The following is a 16539-nucleotide window of genomic DNA, read 5'->3' on the forward strand; positions in this document are numbered from 1 at the left end:
GCTAGTGTGGGTGGGGACAACCGGCGACCAATACGCCCCCCATGAGGAATCCGCATGCCATGCCCTCCCGCTGCCGATACCTGCCCGCTGCTGATCAAGCAGCTGTTGCTCACGCCGCTGGCGACACGTCCCGGGCAGGAGATCGTGTACGGCGACAAGGTCCGCTTCGACTACCGCACGCTGCAGGCGCGCATCGGCCAGCTGGCGGGACTGCTGGCATCGCTGGGCGTCCGCCAGGGCGATACCGTGGCGGTGATGGATTGGGACAGCAATCGCTACCTGGAGGCCTACTTCGCCGTGCCGATGATCGGTGCGGTATTGATGATGGTGAACATCCGCCTGGCGCCGGAGCAGATTGCCTACACCCTGAACCACAGCGGCGCGCGGGTGATCCTGGCCAACCGCGAGTTCCTGCCGTTGCTGGAGGGTCTGGAAGATCAGCTGCCCGACCTGCATACGCGGGTGCTGCTGGACGACTCGGAAGGGCCACTGCCACCGGGCTTCGTGACGGAATATGAAGCCGGACTGCGCACGGCAACGCCGATCGACGACTTCCCGGACTTCGATGAGAACACCCGTGCCACGGTGTTCTATACGACCGGCACCACCGGCCTGCCCAAAGGCGTGTACTTCAGCCACCGGCAGCTGGTGCTGCACTCGCTGGCGGCAATGGGCGCGCTGGGCAGCGCACCGAGCCAAGGGCGGCTGCACCGCGGCGATGTCTACATGCCGATCACGCCGATGTTCCATGTGCATGCCTGGGGCGTGCCCTACGTGGCCACGCTGCTCGGCATCAAGCAGGTCTATCCCGGCCGCTACCTGCCCGGAAACCTGCTGGCGCTGATCGCCCGCGAGCAGGTGACCTTCTCGCACTGCGTGCCGACCATCCTGCACATGCTGCTCGACCACCCCGACGCCGCGCAGACCGACCTGCACAACTGGAAAGTGATCATCGGCGGCGCGGCCCTGCCACGGGCGCTGGCGCAGCGTGCACTTGCACGTGGCATCGACATCTTCGGTGGCTACGGCATGTCCGAGACCTGCCCGCTGCTCACCCTTGCACAGATTGATGCCGATGCATTGGCCGGGCCGGATGAGGCGCTGTCACTGCGGACCAAGGCCGGCATTCCGGTGCCGCTGGTGGACCTGCGCATTGTCGACCCGGAGATGAGGGATGTCGCCCACGACGGGGTGGCTACCGGCGAGGTGGTGGTGCGCGCGCCCTGGCTCACCCAGGGCTACCTGCACGATCCGGACGCTTCGGCGACGCTGTGGGCGGGCGACTACCTGCACACCGGGGACATCGGCAACATCGATGCAGACGGCTATCTGCGGGTGACCGACCGCATCAAGGACGTGATCAAGACCGGTGGCGAATGGATCTCCTCGCTGGCGCTGGAAGACATCATCGCCCTGCATCCTGCGGTGAACGAAGTCGCGGTGATCGGCATCGCCGATGCAAAATGGGGCGAGCGGCCGCTGCCTCTGGTGGTCAGGCGGCCCGGTAGTGACGTGACCGAGGCCGAGATCATCGCGTTGGTGGCGGCGCGCAGCCGCTCAGGAGATATCTCACGCTATGCGATTCCGGAGCGCGTCCGCTTCGTCGATGCTATCGAGCGCACCAGCGTCGGCAAGATCAACAAGAAGAAGCTGCGTGGACTGCATGACCCGGAGTCAGCTGCCGGCAGCCGCTGACTCCCACGCCAAAGCTGGTTGTCGCTTAGCGGATTTTCCAGCGCTAGCGCTCCCGCATCGCCTCGCCGGTATGTTGGCGCAGCGGACTCAGCAGATAGTCGATAACCCGCCGTTTCCCGGTCTTGATCTCTGCGCTCAAGCTCATGCCGGCCGTCAGGCGCACGGTGACCCCGTCAATCTGCAGGGTGGCCTTGTCGAGCTTCACGCGAATCGGAAAGACCGGGCCCAGCTTCTCGTCCAGCATCGCGTCGTGGGAGACGCTGATTACCTTGCCTGTCAGATACCCATAGCGTGTGTAGGGGAAGCTCTCCACCTTCACGGTCACCGGCTGGCCGTTGCGGATGAAGCCGATGTCCTTGTTAAGAATGCTTGCTTCCACTTCCAGCGCCTCCTCGCTCGGCACCACGGCCAGCAATGGCTGTGCCGGGGTCACGACGCCACCCACGGTATGTATGCCCAACTGCTGAACGGTACCATCGACCGGCGCCCGCAATGTCATCTGGTGATCGCGCTGGCCAGTGCGCGAGACTTCAGGTGTCATTTGACCGATCTGCTCCTGTGCGGTGCGCAGGCCGTCCAGGGTCTGCTGTCTGAAATCCGCCACCAGGACGCTCAACTCTTCCTCCGCAGCCAACTGGGCGGATCGGATCTCCTGCACCCGGTTGCGCTGGGCCGCCAGATCCCGCTCGCCGGCAATACGCTCCTGCTCACGCAGAAGATAGTCGTGACGACCCACATAATTGCCTTCCAACAGGCTTCGGTAATCATCGGCACGCAGCTTGGAGATCCGCGCCGATTCTTCCAGTGGCTTGACCGAGGCCTGCGTGGTTTCCAGTTCGGCGCGACGTTGCGAGATCAGCGCCTGTAGATTGTGGCGCTTGGCCTGCAGCGCATCGTATTGGCTTCGTGCCAGCGCCTGCTCGGCTTGGACGCGGCCAGCGGGCATGTCAGGCTCGGCGCGGATCACTGGGGCAATGCCGCGCTGCAACGCCTCACCCAGCGCCCGCAGCCGGATAGCGGTCATCCGGGCATTGAGCAGCGCATCGCCTGATTTGGCAACATCAGCCCCGGTGGCAGTCGCATCCAGCTCAATCAGTACCTGCCCTGCCCTCACCACCTGCCCGTCGCGTACCAGGATCCGCCGTACGACGCCGGTCTCCGCCGGCTGCACCACCTTGGTGCGCGAGTCCACGACGGTCTTGCCGGGCGCCACGGCGACAATATCCAGCTTGCCGATCGCGGCCCAGAGCAATGCCACGCAGAACAGCGCAATGATGATGCGCATCGTCCAGCGGGCGGTGGGAGAGGACGGAGTTTCGATCAGTTCCAGATGGGCGGGAAGGAAGGCGAGTTCGTCCGCCGCGCGCGCGGGTGGATCCATCGCGTGCCGGACCCGCCACGCGCCGCGGAAGATCGCGATATAGCGTGCAGCGAAATCACGCACGCCGTCGCGGATGTGCTTCATGCGACCCCCTGCTGCAACCGGTGCAGCTGGGCATAGTGCCCGTCGGACTGGGCCAGCAGCTCATCGTGCGTTCCACTTTCGACAATGCGGCCGCGGTCCACGACGACGATACGGTTCGCCCTGCGCACGGTGGACAGCCGATGGGCGATGATGATGACCGTACGGCCCTTGCATATCTCGCGCATGTTGGACATCACCGCATGCTCAGATTCATAGTCGAGCGCACTGGTAGCCTCGTCCAGGATCAGTATGCGCGGGTCGGTGATCAGCGCACGGGCAATGGCCACGCGCTGCCGCTGGCCACCGGAAAGTCCGGCGCCATGCTCGCCCACTTTGGTGTCGTAACCTTCAGGCAAGGTGGAGATGAATTCGTGGGCGCCGGCCAGTGTCGCCGCCTTGATTACCCGGTCCAGCGAGATCCCGGGATCGCTCAGGGCGATGTTCTCGCGGACACTCCGGTTGAACAGGAAGTTCTCCTGCAGTACCACGCCCAGCTGGCGCCGCAGCCAGGCCGGGTCGGCCAGGGCGAGATCATGACCATCGACCATTACCCGACCCCGCTCCGGGGTGTAGAGCCGCTGGACCAGCTTGGTCAATGTACTCTTGCCCGACCCAGAGCGTCCGACTATCCCGATGACCTGCCCGGCGGGAATGTGCAGATCGATGCCTGCAAGGATTTCGGGCGTATCCGGACGATAGCGGAAACCGACCTGCTCGAAGGTGATATCACCTTGGATGGGGGGCAACGCCATTCGGCTCCCTGGCAGCTCAGTGCGGGTGTTGAGAATGTCACCCAGGCGTTGGACGGATATGCCGACCTGCTGGAAATCCTGCCATAGCTGTGCCAATCGGATGATCGGTGCAGCCACCTGCCCGGACAACATGTTGAACGCGATCAGCTGACCCAGTGAAAGCTTGCCATCAATAACCAGCTTGGCGCCCCAGAACAGGATCGCGATGCTGACCAGCTTCTGTACCAGTTGTACGCTCTGCTGGCCGACGGTAGCGACCTTGGTGACTCCGAAGCCAGCATTCACATAGCCGGCCAGCTGGTTGTCCCATGTGCGTGTGACACGGGGATCGACCGCATTGGCTTTGACCGTACCAATGCCACTGATCGTCTCGACGAGGAAAGACTGATTGTCAGCGCCGCGTGCGAACTTTTCATCCAGGCGCTTGCGCAGCAACGGCGTGACGCCTGCAGAAATGAGTGCATACACAGGCAGCGAGATCAACACGATTAAGGTCAGCCAGCCGCTGTAGTAGAACATCACCGCAAGAAAAACCACGGTGAACAGCAGATCGAGCACCGAGGTGAGAGCTTGTCCTGTCAGGAAGTTGCGAATGTTCTCCAGCTCACGTACGCGAGCAATGGTGTCGCCCACACGGCGCGACTCGAAGTAGGCCAGCGGCAATGCCAGAACGTGGCGGAACAGACGCGCGCCTAGTTCGACGTCGATCTTGCTGGTGGTATGCGCAAAAACATACGTCCTCAGGCCGCTGAGGACGATATCGAACACGGCAATCGAAACCAGGCCGATCGCAATCACGTCCAGCGTGGTCAGTCCTCGATGTACCAGCACCTTGTCCATGACGACCTGGTAGAACAGGGGCGTGACAAGCGCAAACAGCTGGATGAAGAAAGAGACCACGAAGACTTCGAGCAACATCTTCCGGTACTTGATCACCGCAGGAATGAACCAGCTGAAATCAAATCGCGCCAGCTCGCCAAGTACGGATGCTCGCGAGGCCACCTGCAGGAGGCGTCCGCGATAGCGCTGCTGGAGCATGGTCATGTCAATGCTCTGCGGGCGTTTCTGCGCCAGATCGTGGATCAGCACCTGCTCGTCGCTGATGCGAGCGATGATGAATGCATCACCGTTGTCACCCAACGCAAGGGCGGGAAGTGTGGCCATTGCCAAGCGTGCGGGCGGCATCGGTACGACCTTAGCCTTCAACCCGAGCTTGCGCGCGGCCAGCACCAATGCCGTTTCATCCATACAGTCGCTGCCCAACCCGGCGTCATGCGCCAGCTGGCTGGCGTCCGCCGGAATACCGTGGAACTGAGCCAGCAGCACCAAGCCGCGCAGCGCCAGATCCTGTACATCCTGCGCGCGCTCTTCCCCCGGCACCGACGGCGCCGTATCCCCTTGTGGCATATCTATCCTGTGCGCAGCTTCCGTTGTGCGCGACCCCGGCGCGTAGCATGGTGGTGCCCCGATGACCTGTCAATGGGCCGGCCATGAGCGCAACGGAAATGTACGCAAGATGTGGATGCGTGACACATGACTAAGGAAGGCCAGCCGTAATGACCGTCACAGCCGCCGTCGGCGGGATCCAGGGTTGGCGATACCAGCCCAACACGGCGGAATCGACGTTCAACCCCTCCTGCTCCGTCGGTTCCACCGCATACATCATCGCTACCGCCGATTCTCCTTCTTCTCCCGCTCCTACAGTGGATCCACGGCGACGCACTGCCCAGGCCCCGATGGCAACGCCGCCAAGCCCACCCCTTCGAGCCCGCAGGAGCGAGACATGGCATGCCTTTCCCGGATTACCGCTGGCACAGCGGCGATGCGCCCAGCCCCCTCCACGCAGGTTGAACGTGGGGGTGGAGCATGAACCAGGTATACGTCGCAGTCTGGGATGGAGCCCACTATCTGGTTGTCCGCAAACGTGTGTTCAACAGCTGGTGGGGCAGCAATTCCGTTGTCGTGCTTTCTGCCGAAGCGATGGCTGCGGTGCTGGCCATCCACAATGCGTCCGGCGGCGGCACCGAGCAGAACTGGGACGTGGTGAGAAACCTGCTTTCCGGTGCCTGGCGCGCCGCGGGATCAGTCGCCTATCGCGGTGAATGTACGCTACCCCGCACCAAGCACGCGCTGGACCGAGCGCTTGATAGCGCCGAACGCACGCATCCGCAAGCCGATGACGTCGCCATGGAGGTGCTGGCCGCTTTGCAGACCCTGTTCGGTGAAGACGCCAGAACCCCTCCCTCGACCAGCGCTGCGCGTGCAACCCTGCGAGAGCTCGCAAACGCGTTGCCGCCGTCCTCCCGGGGCACCCCGAACTGGACCGGTGCGTTGGTGCTCGCACAACGTCTCGTGGCCGAAGTCGGTGCGTGGTCGGACGGTCTGCCCACGACGCTGGTGAACCAGGCGGGTCAATGCGCCCTACCCGGCGGCGGCCGGCTGAACAACGAACGCAAGGAGCGTGCCGCGCGGCGCGAGTTCGAGGAAGAGCTTGGCATCTGGCTTGCGCAGGGACGCGCCGCTTGCGATCTGCGTGCTCGGCTGTTCCCGGATGGGGGTGGCAGCTTCTCCCTCGTTCGCTTCCGCACAACTGCCGAGGAGCTTCTGCTGATGGCCCAGACGGCCGAGAACAATGTCCAGGCCAGTGCCATCAACCCTGCGCGCCCCCAGTCCTGCCTGGTGACCGACTGGGAGGTGGCGAGCGTCGGACGGGTGGCCGTTGCCAATCTGCGTAACGTCCTGGGGGTAAGGGTGGAGGTTCCGGGCACAGGAACACTGGAGGTCGACGAGGCCCTGGCCACCGCCAGGCCCGGCAGTCAGGAGATCGGCTGGTACCGGGAGATCGCCGCCCTGCTGTCACCCGCTTGAGCGTCCAGCGCGCACCTGCCCGCCCCTGCAACCCCAGTGAGGCCCCACCATGAAAGAGAGCACGCCCGAGCGCGAGGCCCGGCGCTACATCAGCAAGCAGCTCACCGCGCAGATCAACAACGCGCAGGCGTACCCCGACGTTCGCACGGTCGTGGTGAAGGCACTGTCGGACATCAAGGACCAGCTGCGCAGCCTTTCCAACAAGGTACGGCGCGACTACAGCCTGAAGCCCGGTGAGCCGTTGATGTTCTTCTACGTCAAGGGCGGCAACGCGCTGGACGCACTGCTTGAACGCCCGGCCGTTCCGCCGCCGACGCTGTTCGATTTCGGCAGGTCCGACTGGGATACGCAGGTGGTGATCAACCCCTGGATCCCGATCCCGGCACAGGATGCCCTGCACGGCGGTGTTGAAGACATCGTGATCGACGTGATGCAGGGTGCCGGCCTCAACATCGCGCTGGAGATCAGCGTCTTCCCGCCTCACCAGAATCCGTTGGCCGGCCAGGTGGTGGACCTTGCATCGGTGGACATCCATGTGCCGCCCGGCCAGCAGTGCCTGGTGACATGTGACACTCCGCAGACGTTCCGGAAGGTATACGAGCGCGACCGTGCGGGCCTGCATCTGTTCACCAGCGACCCGCTGAAGGGCATCGGCACCGCCACGCCGGTGACAAGCCCCTCCGTGCTGCCCCCTCCGCAGCCGCCGGTGCCGCAGCCCGTGCAGCTGCCGCCTACCCCTCCGCCGCCGCCAGGCATCATCCTCAACGACGGCATCAAACCGTTCGTGCTGTATCGCATGGGCTATACCTGGCACGCGCGATGGGTGAAGGATCCGAAGGCGCCTGCCGGCGACGACCCGGTGACCCCGCGGCCGATCCTGATGGAACTGATCGATGTGACCACGCCGCGCCGCGATACCGTGGAGGCCGTGACAGTGTGGTCGGACATCATCCGCAACCATCTGGTGATTGCCGAGGATGCAGGCTCGGAAGAGCGCTGGCGGCTGCCCCTGCCCAGCATGGAGTACCACCTGTGGGAAGGCCTGACCATGCTGTGCGAGATCGCCGCCTATCCCGGCTGGCCGGGTGCGGACAAGCTGGAGAAACGTCGCCGTAATGTGCAGCGCATCCACGACTGGTACCGCGACCAGCAGGGCGATCTGGCGACGTTCGGCCGGGTGATCGATGGCATCTCGGCGGCGCCGGTGTTCACCGATGACAAGAACTGCATGCAGCAGGTCGATGCCTGCATGCGTGAGGTCAAGGCGCGCATGCAGGCGTCATCCTCGGGATTCGATCACGGTGCCCTGTCGGCCAACCACACGCAGCGCCTGCTGCACGGGCGGCAGTGGGGTGCGCATCGGGTCGCAACGCTGCTGCAACGCCTGGGTACATCTACCGCATCCTGTGGCTACAGCGACGATCTGGCGTTGATCGGGACGCTGGCACAGAACCCGTACCTGGATGTCACCCAGGTGCCGATCTCCGGCGTCGACTGCGCGATGATCATCCGCACCGACCCTGCGACGTTGCGCAATGCGACGGCGGCCAACTGCCTCATTGCGCTTGCCCAGGACCTCGGCGCGGACATGACCATCGAGGATTCCCTGCACTCGACCGTACGTGCGACGGGGATCAGTTACGAGCGAACGCTGGTGATCTTCGATGCGCCGCGCTCGCCGACGGCGCGCGTGGCCAAGGCGATCCTGACGTTGACCACTGCAGGCCCGGTCGGTTGCCCGTTCCGTGACAGCCCCGATGGTTCCGGGCAGGCCATCGCATCGTTGCTGGACATGGACAACCAGCGCAAGGTGGCAGCCTCGATCATCCAGGGGTTCGTGCAACGGGCGAATCTGTCCAGGCAGCACGAGATGATCCGGGTGTTGTTGCCGCAGGGCGAGTGATCTTCAGTCACCGCTGCGCGGGGGCGCGGGTTTCCATCGGGCTTGATCGGCCCCCTTCCCTCGCGGATCCATGCCTCCAGCGCCAGTCGGTCAGCTGCTGGGAATTGCGCGTGGTCTGTCGTGCCGCACCCGCCGCAACGGGCGCGGCGTCACGTCAATGCAACGGCACCGTCAGCACTGAAGGCGCGTTGGCCGGCGAGCTGAAGGTCACCGCACCGCCCAGCTGGCTGATGCCCGCATAGCGCAGGTCCACGGTATCGACCACCAGGGTCAGCCGGCTGCCGGCCGGAAGGTTCCAGCTGCTCGCTTCCAGGCGAAGATCGATCGTTTTCGGTTGGCCGGGCGTGGCCCCGCGAAGGGTGTACGGCTTGTGGCTGATCAGCTGGCCATTGCCCAGCACATCCTCGGCGTACAGGTAGGCATACAGCGTGGTGTTGGCGCGACTGGGCGTGACCGTCAGGCGCACTTCCGGCGCACCGTCCAGGCGTTTGGCGCTCCACTGGATCGGGCCCTGCCAGACACCTGCGGCGTTGCGGCCGACGAACGGCACATAGGCGCCAGGCGTCAGGTTGAACATCTGCAGCGCACCGGACGCCATCGCCACGCCGGAATTGGCGGCGGTCAGCAGGCCGCTGCCGATCCGGTAATTCCAGCCGGTGCCGCCACCGTTCTCCGCCAGCCCGCCGGTGGGCAGCAGCAGCCCGGTCGGCGCGGTCAGCCCGTAGCTGACAGCACCCGCATTGGTGGCCTGCCAGTCCGCATAGCGGCTCCAGCTGCCTTTCTGCGACTTCAGCTGCACCGCCGCCTGGCGGTCGATGCCATTGGCCACGCCCTTCAGGTAGTGGTCGAACCAGTCGCCCACGGCGGCATAGACCTCATTGGGAATGCCGAGCGCACCGAAGGCCTCGTTGAGGGCATGGTCGCCATGGCGCAGCTGCAGCTGCTTGGGCACCTTCAGGCGGTTGAAGAAATCGACCAGCTGGCCCGGCGGGAACAGGCTGTCATTGAAGGCATTGGCAAGGAACACCGCCGGCTGGTTGGCGTTGATCTCGTCAAGGCTGCTGGCCGGGCTGCGCTGCGCCGCCACCGGCAGCAGCGAGTCCACCGCCCCCTGGTAATTGCCGACCAGCACGTTGCGGTTGATGGTGGCCAGCTCCGCGCCGGGGCGGCCGGTGGCCAGGCCGGCTGCCACCAGCAGGGCGATGCCCTGGGCGCTGGGCGTGTCATGGCTGTACAGCGACGCCTGCAGGTCGGCCCAGCCGCTCAGTGCGGCAACGGCCTTGATGCGTGGGTCGCGCGCCGCCGCCAGCAGGCTGGTACCGGCACCGTAGGAGATGCCCGAGACACCGATCCTTGCCGGGTCGGCGCGGGTATTGTCCAGCGCCCAGTCGATCAGCGCGCTGACATCCTCGACCGTGGCCGGCCCGGCGATATCGATGCTGCCGCCCGATTCCCAGAAGCCGCGCGAGCTGTAGCTGATGACCACATAGCCGCGCTGCGCCAGCGTCTGTGCCACCCCTACGTACTCCACGCTGGGCACCGCCCAGCTGCTGGGCATCACCAGCAGCGGGTAGCGGCCACTGCCGGCGTCCTGGGGTTCGATGACGAAAGCCCCGAGAGGCGTGCCATCCCAGCTCGGGATGGTGCGATGGGTGGTCTTGACCGTGGCCGCCCAGGCGGTGGGCGCCAGCCCGGTCAGCAGGATCAACAGCAGCAGAACCTTGCGCATCGTTGTCTCTCCCCGTCGGTGGTGGTGCAACGGGTTGGACCGTACCAGTGCGAATGGTGGCTGGCACCTTGCGACGCAACATGGCGCAAAGCCCACCTTGATATGCTTCGCGGCGCTGCGGGACTGCCGCAGACTCTCATCAAAGCAAGGATGCCCCCCCCGATGCGCAGGACGCTCTTCGTCGGCACGCTCTTGAGCGTGGCCAGTCTGTTCGCCCCTTCAGTCATGGCCGGGGATGCCCCGGAGCCGACGAACGACTGCGCCGACATCGCGCAATGGATGGCCAACGACGACTTCGCGGCACTCGACGCGATGGCCGCTCGTCTGCGCAACGGAGAACTCGACGCCGCCGGCGAATCCCGGCTGGGCCGCTTCTACATCTGCATGTCGCGTGCGATCGGCACGGCGCGGCAGGAGGTGGACGCCTGGAACCACTGGTCGGCCTGGGCGGCGCGCTGGGTTCAGCACGCGCCGAAGTCGCCCGCGGCCCATCTGATGACCGCACGGATTCCGCTCAATCTGGCCTGGAGCTACCGCGGCAATGGTTATGCAAACACCGTCAACGCCGAAGATGGCGCCCAGTTCCATGAGTACAATGCGGTTTCGCAGGCCTACCTGCAATCGCATGAGGGCGTTGCCAGCGGCGACCCGTTCTGGCACGAAATGAGCGTACTGATCGCGCTGCGCGAAAGCGTAGATGACGAAGAACTACTGAAGCTCGTCGACCGTGCCGCCAAGGCCTTCCCCGACTACGAGCCACTGCACTTCATTGCCATGCAGCACTTCACGCCGGCCTGGGGTGGCAGCGCACAGAAGATGGAAGCCTTCGCACGGCGCTCGATGGCGAGTGCCCCGAAGAAGAAACGGGCCATGCGCTACGCACGTCTGTATTGGTCGGCCACCGAGTACTCGGCCGATCACTTCCACGCGGCGACGCCCGATTGGCCGCTGATGCGCCAGGGCCTGGACGAAATCGCGCAGCGCTACCCGACCATCGACAACCTCGAGACCATTACCCGCTTCGCCTGCTGGGCGCGAGACGGCGACGCCCTGGACCGGTGGAATCGCCTGTGGTTGAGCCGCAGCGGTTTCAGCGAGGCGGTCATTGCGGACTCGAGCGAGCAAAGCAGGGCCGCCTGCCTGGCGCCTGATGCTGGGCAAGAGGCTTCCTTGTAGAGCCAACCGCTGCAGGACCGGGCCGCGGAGGATGCGTGGTCTGGTATGCGCTTCACACCTGTCGGGCGCTTAGCACGTGCGCATGTCAGCCACGCCCTGCTCCGTCTCACACATCTCCAGTGCTTGCGCGCGGTCACAGCTTGGTCTTTTCGTCATTGACCAAAAGACGACAGCTTGTGACGCTTGCGACACCGCACGGCCTCCATGGCCCTGTCATCGCGGTCAGTCCCACCGCACTCCGCATCACCCGTATCCGCAACGCCTTCACATGACACAGGCCCGGCCTGGTCGTGGCGGGTCGCTGCGTCCCGAATCCTTTGCTGGAGAATCGCAATGCGCCTTGCAAGCTTCGTCTTTGCCTTCGTCCTCAGCGCCTTTGCCGGCGCAGCCCAGGCCCAGGTGGTCACCCTCAACAAGGGCGGCTTCGTGCTCACCTACGACTGCAGCATCCACAGCGCCACCCGCTACGAGTACACGCTCACCGCCGATACCGGTTCGGCTGCACGGCCGTCCAGCTTCTACAAGGACCCGGACCTGCCGGCCGGTTGCCTGGGCCAGACCAGTACCGCGTCCTATGCCAGCATCAAGTCCGGTTATGACCGCGGCCATCTGGTCACGTCCAACCACATGGACTACGACGCGACCTACATCCGCCGCGCCAACTACATGACCAACATCGTGCCGCAGGTGTCCAGCTTCAACCAGGGCATCTGGGTGAAGGCCGAGAACGTGGCCGAGTGCTACCGCGACATCGCGCCGGTGGACGTCTACGGTGGCGTGGTCTACGGCGACGCCGCCAACGACTACTTCCTGGCCAGCCACGGCATTCCCACACCGGAGTTCTTCTGGAAGACGATCATCACCCGTGATCCGAACACCGGAACGGCCAAGGCGATCAGCTGGATCATTCCTAACGAGGCCAACCTGGGCAGCCTGGACAACTACCTGGTGACCATTGCCGATCTGGAAGAACTGCTGGGCGCCAGCTACGTGGCGATCAACGCACCGGCCTCGCTGAAGAACATGCTGCCGGCCACCACCTGGCCGCAGCCGGCCGGATGTGACCTGAGCTGAGCGACGGGCGGGAGAACGTCACGATGCCTGCATACGCAGCCATCGTGACGCCAGCACTCTGGCCAGCAGGAACTGCAATACGGCGCCGACGACGGTGGCAACGACAAGCCCGCGACCTATCGTCGGCGCCCCAGCGGACAGCATTCGCAGCAGGTACGCCACGCTGGCCAGGCTGATCAGCAGGGACGTGGCAAGCAGGACCAGCGACACCACCATCGTGCGCACCATCGATGCGGGTTCCGGCGACGGCGCACCGGTCCATAGGCCGGCAAACGTGGCAAGCGCGCAGCCCACCAGCAGGATCAGGCTGGCAATCTGCAACTGCGCGGGCCCATCGAAAACCGGCATGATGAACTCGCCAGGCGAGATTGCCACAGGCAAGTGCAACGCCAGGATGGGAAGCAGGCAGCTACCGGCCACCAGCGTCACCGCGCCGGCGATGCTGGCACTGATGAGGTGATGGTGCTCGCCCTCGGCACGGATGCGCAGCTGCATCAGCAGCGCCGGCACCAGGGCCAGCAGCGTGAGGACCAGTGCATGCGCAAGCGGAACCAGACTGATGGCTGCGACACTGTGGACCGGAAACGGCAACTGCGCCATCGGAATGCGCATGGCGCGATCCAGCACGACGAGCAACCCGAAAAAGGCGATCGAAGCGATCACCGGGTGGCGGATCCGCAGCGCGCCGCGGCGCCCGAACAGCAGCATCGACACCAGTACCGCCACCCCGGCAAACAGACTCAGGCGGAAACCGAGCTCAGCCACCGCGTTGCCGATTTCACGTGAGGCCTCGGGCGGCCCCAGGCGATACCCGAATGCGATCAGGTGGAGGGCTACGGGCAGGTACAGGCAGAGCACATAGAGCTTGGCGGCCATCGCGAACTGGATGGGGTAAGCACCTAAGAATGATCGCAATCGCTTCAAGGCGTATTCCCGTGCAGGCGCTGGGCGGGGTGTCCCCGGCAGTCTAGCGTTCCTGTGGCCAGCGTGCCCTGCCCGTCCCGCTGTGGGAAAATGGCGGGCACGTCGTCCCTTTGTCTGTTCCCGGAGCTGTAGATGTCCCGTTTTCCCTTTGATGCCGTGCTGTTCGACTGCGACGGCGTGCTGGTCGATTCCGAGCCACTGGTGGCCCGTGTGCTCTCGGAAATGCTGACCGAGCGCGGCTGGCCGCTGACGCCGGCACAGGCCGGCGAGGTCTTCCTCGGCCAGTCGGTGGCCCATCTGGCCGGGCTGATCGAAGAGCGCACCGGCAAGCCGTTCACCGAGGAATGGCTGGAGGAATTCCGCCAGCAGCGCGACCGGGCGTTGGAGCGCGACCTGGTTGCGATCCAGGGCGCGCCTGAGGCCGTGCGCGCGATCGGCGCCGCCACCGGCGGCCGGATCGCCTGTGCGTCCGGCGCCGACCTGCACAAGGTGAAGCTGCAGTTGGGCAAGGTCGGCATCCTCGATGCCTTCGGCAACCACGTCTTCAGTGGCCAGGACATGCCGCACACGAAACCGCACCCGGACGTGTACCTGGCCGCCGCCGCAGCGCTGGGCGTGGACCCGAAGCGCTGCGCGGTGATCGAAGATACCGTGACCGGCGCGACCGCCGGCGTTGCGGCAGGTGCGACCGTGTTCGGCTTCAGCGAAGGTGGCCCGCACCACAGCACACCGGAAGCCCTGCGCGCTGCCGGTGCGAAAGTGATCTTCCAGCGCATGGACCAGCTGCCGGCATTGCTTGCGGCCTACGCGGCCAGCGCGGCTGCCTGACGTTGCCTCAGCCCGCAGCGCCCAGTGCGGCGCTGCGGCGTTTCCCGGCGTAGTGCAGCACGAACAGGTACAGGCCGGTGAACAGCTGCAGGAACAGTGGCGGCAGCGGCGAATAGGTGATCCACGCTGCAGGCTCGCCCTGCCCCAGCCCGCGAACGGCGAAGTTGGCGATCACCGCCAGGGTGAAGACGATCGAGGTCCAGCGATGCACGGGCCGCGCCCAGGCGCCCCGGCTCATTGCTTGCGCCTCGCTTCAGAGCGGGCTTCGATCATCTTCCAGCCATTGCCGGACGGGTCACGGAATCCGGCATCGACGGCGCCGTAGCGTTCGACCGGCTCTTGGGTGAACTCGACGCCCTGCGCCAGCCATTGCGCGTAACGCGCCTGGCAATCATCCACGGCCAGTACCAATGGCGGCATCGCGCCCTTGGCCACAAGTTGCTGCAGCGCCTGCGCGGTGGCCGCGTCGTGGGTGGGCGGACCGGGCACGAACAGCCCCAGCTGGAAACCGTCCTGGCCGGGGCTGCGTACCGTCAGCCAACGATAGCTGCCATTGCGCACGTCGGTGTGCACTTCGAAGCCGAGCGTGCCGACGTAGAACGCGAGTGCTTCATCCTGGTCGCGCACATACAGGCCGACCGTGTTCACAGTGTTTGTCATGGGACCTCCCTCAGGTGGGGTCCACGTTAGCAACCGCCTCGCGGCGGCGCTTCTCCAAAACTGCGATGTTCAGGTCCGGGCGCTGCGCGGCACGTGCGTGGCATTCCGGCACGCTGGCCGGCGCCGCCTGGCCGGCGCGCTCCCGCTCGCGCACATTGCCGGGGCTGTCGCCGGTGATGTCACGGAAGATGCGCCCGAAGGTGCCCAGGCTGCGCCAGCCGGTCTGCGCGGCGATCTCGGTGACCGGCAGGTCGGTGTCACGCAGCAGCGCTACGGCACGCTCGATGCGGCGGCTGAGCAGGTAACGGTGCGGTGGCAGGCCGAATGCCTGCTTGAACGAGCGCGCGAAATGCGCGGGCGAGACGGCGCTCACCTCGGCCAGGCGCGTGACCGGCCATTCCTCATGGCTGGCCCGATCCATCCGGTCCTTGGCACGCAGCAGGCGTCGCAGCAGTTCGGGGCTCTGGTTCATGGCGTCACCGTGCGCGCCAGATGATGTCGCGCCGCATGCCTGGCCTGCGCGGCCTGCTCGCCCAGCCAGTCACCGAATGCAATGACCTTGGTGCTGCGGCTGCGCGCCGTCGGTGCCACGAACCAGAAACCACGCCCGTCGCTGGCGACTCCGGGATGTGCCTGCACCAGGCGCCCACTGTCCAGTTCGGCCTGGAACAGGATTGGCGAACCGATGGCGATGCCCTGCCCGGCAATGGCAGCGCCGACGTCCAGATGCTCCATCGCAAAGGGGGTGACAAAGCTTTCCTTGGACGGCGGCGGAACAGCACCATGTGCGGAAAACCACAGTGCCCACCAGTCGGGCCTGCCGAGCAGTGGAACCCGCAGCGCCCGGCGACCGAGCCCGTCTGCCGCCGGCAGCAGCGCCGGCGCGCACAACGGGGTGAAAATACTGGGAAACAGGGGCGTGGCCTGCAGCCCGGGCCACTCGCCATGCCCATTGCGGATGGCGGCATCGAAACGCCCGGCGGCCAGGTCCTGCGGCTCTGCCGACAGGTCCAGTTCCAGCACGAGATTCCGATGGCGGGCCCGGAAGCTGCCCAGGCGAGGCGTCAACCAGCTGGTACCCAGCGTCGGCAATACGGACAGGCGCAATCGCGTCGCATCCATGTCAGCGGCACGCATGAAACTGGCACGAAGCGCGTCGAAGGCCCGGGTGGCCTCCTGCGCGACGCTGGCACCGGCATCCGTCAGCTCCACATGCTGCGCGTGGCGCAGGAACAGGCAGGTACCGGTCTGGGCCTCCAGCCGCCGCACGTGGTAACTCACCGATGCCGCACTGGTGTCGAGCTCCTCGGCGGCACGGGCGAAACTGCCCAGCCGCGCCGCCGCCTCGAAGGCGCGGATGGCGGCAAGCGATGGCAGCTGGCGTTGGGTCACCATAAGTGTGGCTTAGCCTGACCCTCGATACCTGCGTGGTCAATCCCCCTTTTACCCGCAACGATGGCGGCAC

At 65.4% G+C, this 16539-nt stretch carries 14 protein-coding genes; 6 read left to right on the plus strand and 8 right to left on the minus strand.

Going from position 1 to position 16539, the window contains the following annotated elements:
* Positions 1-54 precede the first annotated feature (54 nt).
* Positions 55-1695 carry a fatty acid--CoA ligase gene (locus tag ACUZUJ_RS11435; RefSeq protein WP_049445116.1) on the plus strand — a complete coding sequence of 547 codons (1641 nt, stop codon included), beginning with the start codon at positions 55-57 and terminating at the stop codon, positions 1693-1695.
* A gap of 43 nt (positions 1696-1738) precedes the next feature.
* Here the strand turns inward: ACUZUJ_RS11435 and ACUZUJ_RS11440 are convergent, their stop codons facing one another.
* Both ACUZUJ_RS11440 and ACUZUJ_RS11445 read right to left on the minus strand, forming a co-directional pair.
* Positions 1739-3160, minus strand: coding sequence for an HlyD family type I secretion periplasmic adaptor subunit (locus ACUZUJ_RS11440; RefSeq protein ID WP_049445112.1), 1422 nt, complete (start codon positions 3158-3160; stop codon positions 1739-1741).
* A complete protein-coding gene (locus tag ACUZUJ_RS11445; RefSeq protein ID WP_049445110.1) occupies positions 3157-5319 on the minus strand; it encodes a type I secretion system permease/ATPase in 2163 nt (720 codons plus the stop codon). The genes ACUZUJ_RS11440 and ACUZUJ_RS11445 overlap by 4 nt, the downstream gene beginning before the upstream one ends.
* Before the next feature lie 459 nt (positions 5320-5778).
* Here ACUZUJ_RS11445 and ACUZUJ_RS11450 point away from each other — a divergent pair, with 459 nt between their 5' ends.
* The gene (locus tag ACUZUJ_RS11450) at positions 5779-6780 is read left to right on the plus strand and encodes an NUDIX hydrolase (protein ID WP_049445107.1); all 1002 of its coding nucleotides are present in this window, start codon (positions 5779-5781) and stop codon (positions 6778-6780) included.
* Positions 6781-6829: 49 nt separating this feature from the next.
* Positions 6830-8683 carry a hypothetical protein gene (locus ACUZUJ_RS11455; RefSeq protein WP_197621900.1) on the plus strand — a complete coding sequence of 618 codons (1854 nt, stop codon included), beginning with the start codon at positions 6830-6832 and terminating at the stop codon, positions 8681-8683.
* Between the two features lie 154 nt (positions 8684-8837).
* Here ACUZUJ_RS11455 and ACUZUJ_RS11460 read toward each other — a convergent pair whose 3' ends face one another.
* A complete protein-coding gene (locus tag ACUZUJ_RS11460; RefSeq protein WP_458220020.1) occupies positions 8838-10412 on the minus strand; it encodes a S15 peptidase family protein in 1575 nt (524 codons plus the stop codon).
* Between the two features lie 162 nt (positions 10413-10574).
* Between ACUZUJ_RS11460 and ACUZUJ_RS11465 the strand changes: the two genes are divergently transcribed.
* Positions 10575-11588 (plus strand): DUF4034 domain-containing protein, encoded by a 1014-nt coding sequence (locus ACUZUJ_RS11465; RefSeq protein WP_049445098.1) that lies wholly within the window; start codon positions 10575-10577, stop codon positions 11586-11588.
* A 333-nt stretch (positions 11589-11921) separates the two neighbouring features.
* Positions 11922-12662 (plus strand): DNA/RNA non-specific endonuclease, encoded by a 741-nt coding sequence (locus ACUZUJ_RS11470; RefSeq protein ID WP_014037250.1) that lies wholly within the window; start codon positions 11922-11924, stop codon positions 12660-12662.
* 18 nt (positions 12663-12680) lie between these two features.
* Here ACUZUJ_RS11470 and ACUZUJ_RS11475 read toward each other — a convergent pair whose 3' ends face one another.
* Positions 12681-13538 carry a hypothetical protein gene (locus ACUZUJ_RS11475; RefSeq protein ID WP_458220021.1) on the minus strand — a complete coding sequence of 286 codons (858 nt, stop codon included), beginning with the start codon at positions 13536-13538 and terminating at the stop codon, positions 12681-12683.
* 180 nt (positions 13539-13718) lie between these two features.
* Between ACUZUJ_RS11475 and ACUZUJ_RS11480 the strand changes: the two genes are divergently transcribed.
* Positions 13719-14414 (plus strand): HAD family hydrolase, encoded by a 696-nt coding sequence (locus tag ACUZUJ_RS11480; RefSeq protein WP_458220022.1) that lies wholly within the window; start codon positions 13719-13721, stop codon positions 14412-14414.
* Positions 14415-14421: 7 nt separating this feature from the next.
* Here ACUZUJ_RS11480 and ACUZUJ_RS11485 read toward each other — a convergent pair whose 3' ends face one another.
* Genes ACUZUJ_RS11485 through ACUZUJ_RS11500 form a run of 4 tightly spaced genes read right to left on the minus strand, consistent with a single transcriptional unit; the run spans position 14422 to position 16469 of the window.
* Positions 14422-14652 carry a hypothetical protein gene (locus tag ACUZUJ_RS11485; RefSeq protein WP_049445090.1) on the minus strand — a complete coding sequence of 77 codons (231 nt, stop codon included), beginning with the start codon at positions 14650-14652 and terminating at the stop codon, positions 14422-14424.
* Positions 14649-15074 (minus strand): VOC family protein, encoded by a 426-nt coding sequence (locus tag ACUZUJ_RS11490; RefSeq protein ID WP_049445088.1) that lies wholly within the window; start codon positions 15072-15074, stop codon positions 14649-14651. The genes ACUZUJ_RS11485 and ACUZUJ_RS11490 overlap by 4 nt, the downstream gene beginning before the upstream one ends.
* A 10-nt stretch (positions 15075-15084) precedes the next feature.
* Positions 15085-15546: a helix-turn-helix domain-containing protein gene (locus tag ACUZUJ_RS11495; protein ID WP_101765517.1), complete on the minus strand. Its 462-nt coding sequence runs from the start codon at positions 15544-15546 to the stop codon at positions 15085-15087.
* Positions 15543-16469, minus strand: a complete 927-nt coding sequence (locus ACUZUJ_RS11500) for a LysR substrate-binding domain-containing protein (RefSeq protein WP_049445083.1) — start codon at positions 16467-16469, stop codon at positions 15543-15545. The genes ACUZUJ_RS11495 and ACUZUJ_RS11500 overlap by 4 nt, the downstream gene beginning before the upstream one ends.
* Positions 16470-16539: the final 70 nt, after the last annotated feature.

This window comes from Stenotrophomonas sp. S4 (assembly GCF_054187805.2).

Bases quoted from the DNA above. Each gene is read 5' to 3' on its own strand.
- ACUZUJ_RS11500 (WP_049445083.1), bottom strand. From the start codon at position 16,469: ATGGTGACCCAACGCCAGCTGCCATCGCTTGCCGCCATCCGCGCCTTC.
- ACUZUJ_RS11490 (WP_049445088.1), bottom strand. From the start codon at position 15,074: ATGACAAACACTGTGAACACGGTCGGCCTGTATGTGCGCGACCAGGAT.
- ACUZUJ_RS11485 (WP_049445090.1), bottom strand. From the start codon at position 14,652: ATGAGCCGGGGCGCCTGGGCGCGGCCCGTGCATCGCTGGACCTCGATC.
- ACUZUJ_RS11460 (WP_458220020.1), bottom strand. From the start codon at position 10,412: ATGCGCAAGGTTCTGCTGCTGTTGATCCTGCTGACCGGGCTGGCGCCC.
- ACUZUJ_RS11450 (WP_049445107.1), top strand. From the start codon at position 5,779: ATGAACCAGGTATACGTCGCAGTCTGGGATGGAGCCCACTATCTGGTT.
- ACUZUJ_RS11475 (WP_458220021.1), bottom strand. From the start codon at position 13,538: ATGGCCGCCAAGCTCTATGTGCTCTGCCTGTACCTGCCCGTAGCCCTC.
- ACUZUJ_RS11440 (WP_049445112.1), bottom strand. From the start codon at position 3,160: ATGAAGCACATCCGCGACGGCGTGCGTGATTTCGCTGCACGCTATATC.
- ACUZUJ_RS11480 (WP_458220022.1), top strand. From the start codon at position 13,719: ATGTCCCGTTTTCCCTTTGATGCCGTGCTGTTCGACTGCGACGGCGTG.
- ACUZUJ_RS11465 (WP_049445098.1), top strand. From the start codon at position 10,575: ATGCGCAGGACGCTCTTCGTCGGCACGCTCTTGAGCGTGGCCAGTCTG.
- ACUZUJ_RS11445 (WP_049445110.1), bottom strand. From the start codon at position 5,319: ATGCCACAAGGGGATACGGCGCCGTCGGTGCCGGGGGAAGAGCGCGCG.
- ACUZUJ_RS11455 (WP_197621900.1), top strand. From the start codon at position 6,830: ATGAAAGAGAGCACGCCCGAGCGCGAGGCCCGGCGCTACATCAGCAAG.
- ACUZUJ_RS11495 (WP_101765517.1), bottom strand. From the start codon at position 15,546: ATGAACCAGAGCCCCGAACTGCTGCGACGCCTGCTGCGTGCCAAGGAC.
- ACUZUJ_RS11435 (WP_049445116.1), top strand. From the start codon at position 55: ATGCCATGCCCTCCCGCTGCCGATACCTGCCCGCTGCTGATCAAGCAG.
- ACUZUJ_RS11470 (WP_014037250.1), top strand. From the start codon at position 11,922: ATGCGCCTTGCAAGCTTCGTCTTTGCCTTCGTCCTCAGCGCCTTTGCC.